This is a genomic window from Mycoplasma yeatsii GM274B, from assembly GCF_000875755.1.
GTDB classification, from domain to species: Bacteria; Bacillota_I; Bacilli_A; order Mycoplasmatales; family Mycoplasmataceae; genus Mycoplasma; species Mycoplasma yeatsii.
Window position 1 is genome coordinate 235,585 of the sequence record NZ_CP007520.1, and the last position, 13,639, is coordinate 249,223.

The following is a 13,639-nucleotide window of genomic DNA, read 5'->3' on the forward strand; positions in this document are numbered from 1 at the left end:
GCTTGTAAAAAAAAAAAAAAAAGTAAAATTGAAATGTTATGAAATGCATAGAATCTAAAAAGAAAAGTAAAAGCAAAATCCTATTAGTTATTGCTGGATTATTAGTTGTTTTTGGCTCAATAACCGGAGTAACTGTAGGTTTATTGCATAGTAAAAAAGAACAGAATAAAGATTTTATAGATCTAAATAAAGATATATCTGAAAAAGAACGTTTCTTAGATATTTTATATATTGAAAATAAAGAAGAAATACTAAAACATATAAACAAGATTTTAATTCCTAAAAAATCAAATATAGATATCAAACCAGAACATGTAACAATGGTATTTAATAAAAATTCCGCTAGTGCAACAGTCATTGCTAACAATTCTGATGATGTTAAAGGAGAAGTGGAATTGAAATTCTATAAACCAGATATCGCTTTTCTTGTAAAAAACGAGGATAAAGATCTTGGGCTTTTTATCGTTGTTAATGAACAAAATATTATTGATGAAATAATTAGAAGAAATATTTTACAAAATAATAAGTTTGATCAAAATTTTAACTTTGAAAAATTTAATAAAGATTTTGATATTAATATTAATCAACAATCACGAACTATTGTAGTTAAAGCAAAATCTGATTCTACTCATTATACTGGAGAAGTTGAATTTAAATATCAATCTCCATTTTCGTCATTAGATCAAGTAATAACAACCGTAGATCGATTAGAAAATAACAGTAACGACACTATTTTAAATAGATTCTTAGAATTAAATAGAAATTTATTCAATCAAGAAAACACAAAAATTACCAAGGAACAATTAAAAGTTGAAGTAAGTGGTAATACTGCAAAAATTATTCTTACTGGTAATAAAAACTATCAAGGAGAAATTCAAGTTAATCTAGAATTTAAAACTGACATTTCAAATTTAGAATTAAATAGTAATGCTGGAGTATTTGATTCGGTAGAGAAAAATGTAATTATTGACTCATTTATTTCAAATAACCGCGAAAAATTACAAGGATTAACTACTCAAGATTTTGAACTTGTTGGAGATATACAAAATACTTCATTAACTGTTAAAGTTAAAGATAATAATCCTAAATTTAAAGGACAAATTGTAATTACTTTTTCAATTAAGGACGATTTCAATAAAATCGGAAATATTGTAAAGGAAATAAATAATCTTAACAGTAATGATCAAGAAACTGTTTTAAATAGGTTTGTAGAATTAAACTCTGATATATTGAATTCACACAAAATTACTCGTGAACAATTAACTGTTTCTGTAAGTGATAACGTTGCAACAATTAGAGTCGTTGGGAATGACAAATATCAAGGAACAATTAATGTGAATTTAAGATTATTTCCAATCACTTCTACATATCTAGGTGTGTTAGATAAAGATGATCAAAGTTCTGTCTTAGATGCATTAAATAAACTAAATAAATCAAACTTAAGCTTAAATGATCTTAATATAGAAATCAGAGAAAACACTGCAACAATCACAGGAAAAGAAAATAAAAAATTTATTGGAACAATTAAAGTTGAGTTTGGTCTAAAAGCTATTTATTCATCAAATAACCATCGACTAACAAGAATTGGATTCTTTAAAAATAAAAGCGGTAAATGACAAATTGAAAAAGCTCACTCTTCAGTTAATAAAATACCACCAAATTTACCCACATTTATAACTAGTTTGCGTAGTGCATTTAGTGGTAATAATAACACGACAATTTCAGGATTGGAAAATTGAGATACTTCAAATGTAACTGATATGAGTTTTATGTTTAATAATGCTCATAATTTCAACCAACCTCTTGGAGATAAATTTGATACTTCAAAAGTAACAGATATGAGTTGTATGTTCCAACAAGCTCGATCATTCAATCAGACATTAGGAGATAAATTCGACACTTCAAAAGTAACAGATATGAGTTGAATGTTTAATAAAGCTCATAATTTCAACCAACCTCTTGGAGATAAATTTGATACTTCAAAAGTAACAGATATGAGTTGTATGTTCCAACAAGCTCGATCATTCAATCAGACATTAGGAGATAAATTCGACACTTCAAAAGTAACAGATATGAGTTGAATGTTTAATAAAGCTCATAATTTCAACCAACATCTTGGAGATAAATTCGATACTTCAAATGTAACTGATATGAGTTTTATGTTTAATCATGCTCGATCATTCAACCAATCTCTTGGAGATAAATTTGATACTTCAAAAGTAACTCGTATGAATTCTATGTTCCAAGAAGCCAGATCATTCAACCAACATCTTGGAGATAAATTCGATACTTCAAATGTAACTGATATGAGTTATATGTTTAATAAAGCTCATAATTTCAACCAACCTTTAGGAAATAAATTCGATACTTCTAAAGTAACTAATATGAGAACTATGTTCCAAGAAGCCAGATCATTCAACCAACCTCTAAACTTCAACACTTCAAATGTAACTGATATGAGTTATATGTTTTTTGGAGCAACTTCTTTTAATCAAGATATTTCTAATTGAAACGTAGTAAAGATAATTAGCCGAGAAAAATGCCTATTTTTCAACTTTAACACACACGCTCAATTTAGAGGAGATAAACTTCCTGAAGTAATTAGAAAATTGTTAAATTAATAATTATTAAAAATAGAGTCTATAACTCTATTTTTTCTATATTCTTTATATTTTATTTAATAAGACTAAACTAATACAATAAAAAAAGTTAAAAAATAAAAGGTATTAAAAAATGTTAAAATAAAAGTTAGTTAGAAGAGAGAAAATAATATGAATAAAATTTCTAAAGAACAACAAATAAAACAAAAATCAATTAGAACTAATTTTCAAATGAGAGTGATTTCATCTGTATTTTTAGTTATAGCTTTAATAATTTATTTAATATTTCCAAGTTTATATAATATTGGTTTTATAAATAAATGATCAGAAAATAGTTTAATAGCATTAAATGTAATTTCATTATTAATTAGTAGTGTTATTCTGTTTTTTTCAACAAATGAGTTATTATCATCTTTTGAAATAAAATTTTCTAAAGAAAAATTATTTATTCAACTTTTTACAGTTTTATTGTTATGATTACCTTTTACTGATAAAGATAAACATACTTATATTTTTAATTTCATTTCAAGTGTTAATTATTGAAATATAATACCTTTTGTAATTTTAATTTCTTATATTAGTTTAGTTTGAATTTTATTAAAAAATAGTTTTAGTAAAAATAAATCAGAAATATCAAAAATATTATTAATAAGTTTTATTATGGTGTTTGCTTTAAAAACTTTTAATATGTTAGGTTTTTATATTTTTTCAAAAAATAGAGATTCAAGTTATTTACTTTATGGTTTTTCAAGTATTATTTGAATTTGATTAACAATTATTTTAACTGATACTTTTGCTTATCTTTTTGGAGTTAAATTTGGAAAACACAAATTAGCACCAACTATTAGTCCTAAAAAAAGTTGAGAAGGAGCTATTGCTGGATTTGTTTGTTCAGTTTTAGTTAATTTAGCAATAATTTTAACTTTATATTTTGTTAGTTCAACTCAACAATATGCACCGTTTTATGGATTTTTTAAAGTGTTAAATATTTCAAGATCTTGAGTTGTTGTGTCTTATGTTTTTATAACTATGGCAGTTTCTATTTTATGTCAATTAGGTGATCTATTATTTAGTTGAATTAAAAGAAGTATTAATATTAAAGATTTTTCAAATTTAATTCCAGGACATGGTGGAATACTTGATAGATTAGATTCATTTTATTTTGTGTTTTGTGTAATGTTTTTCATAATTTTTATTGGTCTATTTGCTAATCAACTTTAGAATGGAGTTTTTGTATGGATAAAAAAATCAAAAAAGTTTTTGATGTTTTAAATATCGATTTTTCAGAATCTGAATTATCGTATTTTAATAACTCAAAATTAGTAGAACCTATTAGATTATCAACAAAAAAAACAAAAGCTTATTTTCATATTCAAATAGAAGAATTTTTACCAGTTCAATTACTACAAAAAATAGAAAATAAATTTAAACACAATGATATGTTTAATATCAAATTAATAATTGATGTTGTTAATAAAGAGTCTTTAAATAAACAAATATTAATTGATTATTTAGAATTTATTAAAAACTATAAAGCTGAATCAGGAAATCTTAGTTATTGATCTATGATTGATACTAAGAATTTTGATTATGATCAAACTAACAATTTAATGACATTTACAACCACTTCTAATGAAAGTAAATCTTTTATTTATCCTGAATTAAAATATTGTGTTTCTAAACTGCATCAATTTGGTATTAAAGATATTGATTTTGAAATCAAAGTAAAAGAAATTTCATTAGATATTTTAGAAGAACAAGCTTTACAAGAACTAGAAAAAATAAAAAATCAAGAAGTTGATCAAACACAAAAAATAAACAAAACTTCATCTAAAACTTCTATTGTAAAAAAAACATCTTACAATTCAAATTACAAATATAAACAAAGTTTTGATAAACCTAGTTATGATTCGTTATTAGATTTAGAGCCAAATGCTCAAAATATCATTATTCATGGAATGGTTATGAATAAAGAATTTAAAGTTTCAAAAACTGGAAGAAAGATTTTTTATATTGATATAACAGATAACAAATCATCAATTAGATGTGTTTATTTTTCAAAAAGTGAACAAGCCTGTGAATTTGATGATCTAACTGAAGAAGAACTATTACAAGAAAATGTAAAAGAATTAAAAGAAGCAAAAATTAATGTATCTGATTGAGTTGCATTACGTGGAAAAACAAGTTATTCAGAATATGATCAAGAACAAGTTTTTTATATAGATAATTTCATAAAAATTGAAAAAGAAAATAATTCTAGAATTGATGATGAACCTGTTAGACGTGTTGAATTACACACTCATACAAAAATGAGTACAATGGATGGGGTTAGTTATGCAAAAGAATATCTTAAATTAGTTAATAAATGAAATTGAAATGCAATAGCTTTTACTGATCACATTAACGTTCAAGCTTATCCTGATATTTATAGTGAAATAAAATCTATTAATAAATCTAGAGATAAAGACAATCAATTAAAAGCAATTTATGGATTAGAAGCTCAAGTAGTTGATACTGATAAATTATGATATGTTAAAAACGCTAAAGATCAGGATCTAAAAAGTAGTAAAATGGTGTTTTTCGATTTAGAAACTACAGGATTAAGTCCTGAAATGGATGAGATTATTGAGTTTGGTGCAGTTATTTATGATTTAAAAACTGGAGAAAGAAAAAGAAGTGATATTCTAATTAAACCTGAAAAACCATTAAAACAATTTACAAAAGAACTAACTAGAATTACTGATGAGATGTTAGAAAATAAACCTTCAATTAAAGAAGCATTTTCTCAGATTTATGAAATTATTAAAGATGGAATTTTAGTTGCTCACAATGCTAATTTCGACTTTAACTTTTTATCAAATTGTGCAATTAAATTAGGGTATGACAAATTAACAAATACAGTTATTGATACACTTACAATTTCAAGAGTAGTGTTTGCTGAATTAAAAAATCACAGATTAGGAACAATAGCTAAAAAACTTGGTATTGATTATGATGCTGATGTTGCTCACCGTGCTGATTATGATGCTGATGTTTTAGCTGATGTTTATGACAGATTAATTATTGAAGTTAGAAAAACTCACAACATTAATACTGATACTGATTGAAATAAAATTCATCCACAACAATTAAGTTTAAATAAAAACTATCACGGTAGATCAGGTTATCATTTAAACATTCTAGCTAAAAATCAAAAAGGTTTAAAAGAGATCTATAAATTAGTTTCAAAATCACATACTAAAACATTCTTCTCTTCACCTAAAGTTATTAAAAAGGATCTAGAAGAATTTAGAAAAAATAATAATTTATTAATTGGTAGCGGTTGTGTTAATGGTGAAATTTTCGAACTAGCTAGAACTAATACTTTTGATGAGTTACATAATGCTATTAAGTTTTATGATTATATAGAAATTCAACCTATTAGTGTTTATAAAAATCTATTACAAGATGATTCATTAGATTTAGACCAATTAAAACATATTATTAAAACAATTATTAAGTTTGCAAAACAAGAAAATAAAATTATTGTTGCAACAAGTGATGCTCATTATACCGAACCTGAATTAAAACAAATTAGAGAAGTTTATATTAGTTCCAAAGGTTTAGGTGGAACACGTCATCCATTATTTGATTCAAAAAATAGAGTTAAAGATTTTCCAGATCAACATATAAGAACTACAAAAGAAATGTTGGATGAGTTTAAGTGATTAAATGATGATGAATTTGTTTATCAAATAGTAGTTGAAAACACTAATAAAATAGCTGATATGGTTGAAGCAAATATTGCTCCAGTTAAAGATGGATTATTCACTCCAAAAATTGATAATGTTGATGAAAAATTAAAAAATAAATGTTATGAAACAGCAAGAGAAATGTATGGAGATAATCTACCTGAAATAGTTGAAAAAAGATTAGAAAAAGAACTAAACTCAATTATTAAACATGGATTTGCAATTGTTTATTGAATTTCTCATTTATTAGTTAAACAATCATTAGAAGATGGATATTTAGTAGGTTCACGTGGTTCAGTTGGTTCTTCATTTGTAGCAACTACTTCTAAAATTACTGAAGTAAATCCTTTAAAGGCTCATTATAGATGTACTAATTGTAAATATTCAGATTTTGATACTGATCCTCAATACAAATGTGGTTATGATTTACCCGAAAAAAATTGTCCACAATGTAATCAAAAATTAATTGGTGATGGACACGATATTCCTTTTGAAACTTTCTTAGGTTTTGATGGAGATAAAGTTCCAGATATTGATTTAAACTTTTCAGGAGAATATCAACCAACAGCTCACAATTTTACTAAAAAAATGTTTGGTGAAGATAATGTTTTTAGAGCCGGAACAATATCAACAGTTGCTGAAAAAACTGCGTTTGGTTATGTTAAAGCATTTTATGAAGAAACAAAACAAAATCAAGAACAACCAAGAAAAGTTGAAATTAATCGTTTAGCTAAATTAGCTGAAGGAGTTAAAAGAACAACAGGTCAACACCCTGGTGGAATTATAATTTTACCTAATGAATTTGAGATCGAAGATTTCACTCCTGTAAACTATCCAGCTGATGATACTAGATCAAGTTGAAAAACAACTCACTTTGATTTCCACTCTATTCACGATAACTTATTAAAAATGGATATTTTAGGACACGTTGATCCAACTGCTTTAAGAATGTTACGTGATTTAACTGGTGTTGATCCGATTACTGTTCCAACTGATGATAAAAGAGTTTATTCATTATTTTCAGGACTAGATGAATTAGAAATTACTTCAGATAAAATAAATGGTGAAATTACAGGCGCTATTGGAATTCCAGAATTTGGAACAGGATTTGTTAGAGGTATGTTAAGAGAAACAAAACCTAAAACATTTGCTGATTTAGTTCAAATTTCAGGATTAAGTCACGGTACTGATGTTTGATTAGGAAATGCAAGAGATTTAATTAGAGATGGTAAAGCTAACATTTCAACAGTTATTGGGTGTAGGGATGACATCATGGTTTATTTATTAAGTATGGGATTAGATAATTCATTAGCTTTTGTGATTATGGAATCAGTTAGAAAAGGTAAAGGATTAAAAAAAGAATGAGTTGATGTTATGAAAAAACACAACGTGCCAGACTGATATATAGAATCATGTTTAAAAATTAAATATATGTTCCCTAAAGCTCATGCTACTGCTTATGTTTTAATGGCTTATAGAATCGCTTGATATAAAATTTATTATCCAGCTGAATATTATGCAACATTCTTATCAACGCGTGCTGATGCTTTTGATATTGAAACTACACTAGGTGGATATGATGCTGTTTTTGCAAAAGTAAAACAACATGAACAAAGATTAAAAAATGGTGAAAAAGTATCTAAAAAAGATGAAGATCTTTACATAGTTAATGAAATATTATTAGAAATGTTTGCAAGAAAAATTAAATTTACTAATATTAATTTTGAAAAATCTCAAGCTACAAGATTTATTGTTGATACTTTAGATGATGGTTCAAAAGTTTTAATACCACCATTTAACATAATTGATTCATTAGGTGAAGCTGTGGCAATGTCTATAATTAGTGCTAGAAATGATAGAAAAATAACTAGTGTTAATGATTTAAAAAATAGAACACAAGTTACTCAAACACAAATTAAATTATTTGAAAAACTTGGTATACTAAATTCATTAGCAAGCGATGAACAATTAGCATTTGAATTTTAAAGGAGTGGAATTATGTCAAATATAAATGTAAAAGATTTAATGTTAAATAGAAAAAGTGCCAGAGATTTTGATACTACTAAAAAAATATCTGATAAAGATTTACAAGATATATTAACAGCAACAAGAATGACACCAAGTGCTTTTAATTTAATGAATTTAAGATTATTAGTTATTGATTCAGAATCAGAATTAAAATCACAATTAATTCCATTGTTTTATAATCAAAAAAACTTTATTAATGCTGATAAATGTATTTTATTTGTCTCAGATAAATCTAATAAAATTTTAAATCACACTATTGATAAAACTATAAGTTCAATTTTTACAAAAGAACAAGAAGAAATTGCTCAAAAATTTAGAAACAACGTTGTTAATTCAACAACTATGTTAGCAAAATATAATGAATTAGATAATTGAAGTAAAACAACTGCTCATATTGCAAGTGGAGTTGCTACAGTTGCTGCTGCTAGTTTAAATATTGATTCATGTATTATGGGTGGATTTAATGCTAATCAGTTAAATGAAATTCTAATTGAAAATAATTACTTAACTAGTGATGAACAAGTGGTTTTAGCGATGGTTTTAGGTTATGTTAATCCTAATATTATTCCTAAAGCAAAAATAAGAATTGATGAAAAAGAATTCGTTACATTTGTTAAGTAAATTCCAGACTACAGATTAATTTTTATTGAAAAATCATAAAAAAACTATACAATTAATATTGTATTAGAATAAATATATAGCGTAAGCAAGGTGTCTAATACCTTGCTTTGTTTTATTATTGACCTATAGGAGAACTATGAAAAAATTTAGTGTTGTAAAATCAAAAATTCAAGAAATTGTAAATAAAGAATTAGAGAAATTAAATTTAGAAGTTTATCAAATAAACAATCATCGTGAATTTGATGGTGATGTTTTACAAATTCTAGTACAAGATATTTCAAAAGCTAATAAAGGTTTAGATTTTGATACTATAGTTAAAGCTAATGAAGTAGTTTCTGATGCTTTAGATCAATTAAATGAAATTGATGAACCTTATTTATTAGAAGTTGCTAGTGCTGGAATTGAAAAAGAAATCAGAACTTGTCAAGAACTAGAAAAAGCAATAAATGAATATCTATTTGTTCAATTAAATTCTCAACAAAAAAATGTTTTAGAATTTTCAGGACATTTAGTTAAATATGATTCAGATTCAAATAAATTTGGATTTGAATTCTTTGTAAAAGGTCAAAAAAAGAAAATTGAATTATCATGAGAAGATATTAAATTTGTAAGATACGCAATCAAATTTTAGGAGAAATTATGTTAAGTGGAAATGAATTATTACAAGCAATAAAATTAATAGAACAAGAAAAAAACATAGATAGAGATGTTATCATTTCAGGTATTAAAGAAGGATTACAAAAAGCTTATGAAAAATTCTTTGATACAGATGCTGTTGTTAGAGTAGATTTTGATCAAACAACTGGAAAAATCAGTATGAATCAAGAATTAACAGTTGTTGAAGAAGTTGATGATGATTGATTAGAAGTTTCACTAGAAGAAGCTTTAGTTAAAAATCCTGATGTTAAAATTGGTGATGTTATTTTAAAACCTATTGAATTTAATGAAGAATTTTCAAGAATGATAGTTAACCAAGTTCGTCAAATTTTCCAACAAAAAATTCGTGGTGCTGAAAGAGAAAAAATCTATGAAAAATTCATCAGCTTGGAAGGTGAAATTGTTCAAGCAAAAGTTACAGGTATGAATAAAGAAGGAAGTTATGTTTTAGATATTGAAGGAACTACTTCTTATTTATGAAAAAATAAATCAATTAATAATGAAACTTTTGAAATTGATCAAATTATTGATGTTTACATTGAAACAGTAGAAAAAGAAAGTCGTTTATCTCAATTAATTGTTTCAAGAACTAGTCCTAACTTTTTAGCTAAATTACTTGAAAGAGAAGTTCCTGAAGTTAGAATGGGAATAATTGAAATCAAAGCTGTTAGTCGTGAACCTGGAAAACGTGCTAAAGTCGCAGTTATCTCAACAAATGAAAACATTGAACCAATTGGATCAATTGTTGGAGTTGGTGGATCAAGAATTAATAAAGTAAGTGATGAGTTAAAAGGTGAAAAAATAGATGTTGTTAAATGAGATGAAGACATGAAAACATTTATTATAAATGCAATGTCACCAGTAAAAGTAATATCTGTAAATAATGTAGATGGTGAATATGATATAGTTGTTCCTAACCAACAACTTTCACTAGCTATTGGAAAACAAGGGATAGCTGCTAAATTAATTGCTAATTTAGTTAAAACTAAAGTTAATATTTATTCTTTATCAAATGCTTTAAACGATAATATTGATATTTTATGAAATGGAAACATTACTAAAGAAGAAGTTGAAAACAATATTTTCTCAACAGAAAGAAATGTTTCAAGACAAGTTCAAAACAACAAAATTAGTAATCAAAAATCAAATAATATTTCTAAAAAACAAAATCATAAAGAAGACTTTATTGATTTAGAAGCTTTACAAGCTTTCCAAGCTGAAGTTACAAAAGAATTAGCTGAAGAAGAAATCCAAGCTGAAATTATTAATGATGATATTAATGTTGAACAATCAATTTCAGTTTCTGAATCAGTTAGTCAAGAAGTTGAAGAAGTTGAAGAAAAACAAGATTCAATTTTCGATCAAGAACCAGATATCGATGAAATCAATGCTAATTTAGAAGCATTTAATGAAGCTTTAAATGAATATGATGATGAAGATATCGATGATGAAGATGATACAATAGAAGATTATGACAAATACTATGAATAGTTCTCATCAAAGTTTAAGAAAAGAAATTGTAACATCTGAGATGCTACCAAAAAAAGATTTAATTAGAGTGGTTAAAAATAAACAAAATGAAGTATTTATTGATCCAACTCAAAAAGCTAATGGTAGAGGTGTTTATATTAAATCTGATCTAAGTCATGTTGAAGTTGCAAAGAAAAAAAATTTACTTTCTAAAAGTTTAAGAATCAAAGTTGATCCTGTTATTTATGATCAATTAGAAGAATACATAAATGCAAAAAAATAAATTATTAAATGCAATTGGAATGGCTTATTCATCAAGAAATTTAACAACTGGATCTAAATTATTAGATCAAATAAAAGAAAATAAAATTGAACTTGTAATTATTTCTTCAGATATGGGATTAAGTCAAAAAAAGAAATTTATAGATAAATGTAATTCTAGAAATATTGAATATATTTCTGATTTGATAACAAAAGAAGAATTATCAAAAGCATGTGGTAAACCTATGGTAGTTGCTGTTGGATTAAAAGATCCTAACTTTATCAAATTAATAAAATCTACACTATAACTTCACAAGAAAGGATGTGTTTATATGGCAAAAAAAGAAAATAAGAATATTAAAAAACAAGAAGCACAAAAACATACTAAAAATATTAAAAGACAATTAAAAGAAGAGGTAAGCACTGGGTTAATCGACGGAGTATTTGTTTTTACTGAACCATTAACTGTAGCTGATTATGCTAGTCAAATTAACAAATCAGTTTCTGATATTTTAAAACACTTTTTCAATCAAGGTATTTTATTAAATCAAAATGCAATGTTAACAGAAGAACAAATGGGAGAACTAAGTTTAGAATTTGGTTTTGATTTCAAAAAAGAAGCTTCAGTTACTAAAGAAAATATTTTAGAAACTTTATTAGAAGTTGAAGATAAACCTGAAGATCTAAAAGAAAGAGCTCCAATCGTTACTATTATGGGACACGTTGATCATGGTAAAACAACATTATTAGATTCAATTAAGAATTCAAATGTTGTTGATACTGAAGCGGGAGGAATTACTCAAGCAATCGGTGCTTATCAAATCACTGTTAAAAATGGTAAAAAAATTACATTCATTGATACTCCAGGACACGAAGCATTTACTGAAATGAGAAGTCGTGGAGCTAATGCAACCGATATTGTAGTTTTAATCGTTGCTGCTGATGATGGAGTTATGCCTCAAACTGAAGAAGCTATCGATCACGCTAAGTTAGCAAATGTTCCTATTGTAGTTTTTGTAAATAAAATTGATAAGCCAGGTGCAGATCCAAATAGAGTTAAAATTGAATTAATGAATTATGGTTTAGTTGCTGAAGAATTTGGTGGAGATATTCCATTTATTGAAGGTTCAGCAAAACAAAAGATCAATTTAGATAAATTAGAAGAAACTATCCTTTTAATTGCTGAGTTACAAGGATTAAAAGCTAACCCAAACAAATTTGCTTCTGGAGTTGTTTTAGAAGCTCACTTAGACAAAGCAAAAGGTCCTGTTGCTTCAGTTCTAGTTCAACAAGGAACATTAGAAATGAGAGACATGGTTGTTGCTGGAGCTACATTCGGAGCAATAAAACGTATTGAAGATGAATATAAACACAAAGTATTAAGAGCTGAACCTTCAAAACCAGTTGTACTTTATGGACTTAACCAAGTTCCAAAAGCTGGAGATAAATTTATTGTTTTACAAGATGAAAAAATGGCTCGTGAAATTGCTGAAGCATATTTTGCAAAACAACAAAACGCAGAAAGACAATCAAGACAAAATTTTGGACTAGAAGCTATTAAAAAACATATCGATGATGGTGATTTAAAAGCAATTAACTTAATTGTAAAAGCTGATACTCAAGGAAGTGTAGAAGCATTAAAAGGTTCATTATCAAAAATTAGTATTGATGGAGTAAAAATAAATATTGTTAGAGCTTCAGTTGGTGCTATATCATTATCAGATATTAGTTTAGCTACAACTATTAAAGATGGATTAACAATCGTTTATGGATTTAATGTAAGACCAGATGCTACAGTTAGAAAAAAAGCTGAAGAAGATGGAATTGAAATTAGATTACATAATATTATTTATAAATTAATTGAAGAGCTTGAAGATGCTGCTAAAGGTATATTAGATCCAGAATTTAAAGAAGTAGTTTTAGGTCAAGCTGAAGTAAGAGCATTATTTAAACACTCAGCAATTGGAACTATTGGTGGATTTTATGTAACTGATGGAGTTATTCCAAGAAATGCAAAAATTCGTGTTTTAAGAAATGGTGTTGTTGTTTATGATGGTGAAATTAACTCATTAAAACATGCAAAGGAAGACACTAAAGAAGTAAAACAAGGATTTGAAGGTGGATTAACCATCAAAAACTTTAATGACATCAAAGAAGGAGATGTCTTTGAAACTTATAAATTAGAACAAATTAAATAGTTAATATTACATTAAAGACGCGTTTTATTAAGTAAAATATTATTAGATGTGCTTTTTAAAAAGAAAGGTTATA

9 protein-coding genes are annotated in these 13,639 nt (G+C 26.1%); all 9 read left to right on the plus strand.

All coding sequences use genetic code 4. The annotated features are described in order from the left end of the window. Positions 1–38 precede the first annotated feature (38 nt). The 9 genes from MYE_RS03990 (at position 39) to infB (ending at position 13,566) form a co-directional block, all read left to right on the plus strand. On the plus strand, positions 39–2,621 hold the full coding sequence (locus MYE_RS03990; protein WP_052491387.1) for a BspA family leucine-rich repeat surface protein: 2,583 nt from the start codon (positions 39–41) through the stop codon (positions 2,619–2,621). A gap of 150 nt (positions 2,622–2,771) precedes the next feature. After that, positions 2,772–3,821: a phosphatidate cytidylyltransferase gene (locus MYE_RS00980; protein ID WP_042733173.1), complete on the plus strand. Its 1,050-nt coding sequence runs from the start codon at positions 2,772–2,774 to the stop codon at positions 3,819–3,821. 14 nt (positions 3,822–3,835) lie between these two features. Continuing rightward, positions 3,836–8,317, plus strand: coding sequence for a PolC-type DNA polymerase III (locus MYE_RS00985; RefSeq protein WP_042733174.1), 4,482 nt, complete (start codon positions 3,836–3,838; stop codon positions 8,315–8,317). A 12-nt stretch (positions 8,318–8,329) separates the two neighbouring features. Next, complete coding sequence (locus tag MYE_RS00990; protein ID WP_042733175.1) at positions 8,330–8,980, plus strand: NAD(P)H-dependent oxidoreductase; 651 nt, start codon at positions 8,330–8,332, stop codon at positions 8,978–8,980. Positions 8,981–9,116: 136 nt separating this feature from the next. Further along, positions 9,117–9,611 (plus strand): ribosome maturation factor RimP, encoded by a 495-nt coding sequence (gene rimP / locus MYE_RS00995; RefSeq protein ID WP_042733176.1) that lies wholly within the window; start codon positions 9,117–9,119, stop codon positions 9,609–9,611. Positions 9,612–9,619: 8 nt separating this feature from the next. Beyond that, a complete protein-coding gene (gene nusA, locus MYE_RS01000) occupies positions 9,620–11,128 on the plus strand; it encodes a transcription termination factor NusA (protein ID WP_042733177.1) in 1,509 nt (502 codons plus the stop codon). After that, positions 11,109–11,390: an RNase P modulator RnpM gene (gene rnpM / locus MYE_RS01005; RefSeq protein WP_236681621.1), complete on the plus strand. Its 282-nt coding sequence runs from the start codon at positions 11,109–11,111 to the stop codon at positions 11,388–11,390. The genes nusA and rnpM overlap by 20 nt, the downstream gene beginning before the upstream one ends. After that, positions 11,377–11,676, plus strand: a complete 300-nt coding sequence (locus MYE_RS01010; RefSeq protein ID WP_004427881.1) for a L7Ae/L30e/S12e/Gadd45 family ribosomal protein — start codon at positions 11,377–11,379, stop codon at positions 11,674–11,676. The genes rnpM and MYE_RS01010 overlap by 14 nt, the downstream gene beginning before the upstream one ends. A 24-nt stretch (positions 11,677–11,700) precedes the next feature. Continuing rightward, positions 11,701–13,566, plus strand: coding sequence for a translation initiation factor IF-2 (gene infB, locus MYE_RS01015; RefSeq protein ID WP_004427879.1), 1,866 nt, complete (start codon positions 11,701–11,703; stop codon positions 13,564–13,566). Positions 13,567–13,639: the final 73 nt, after the last annotated feature.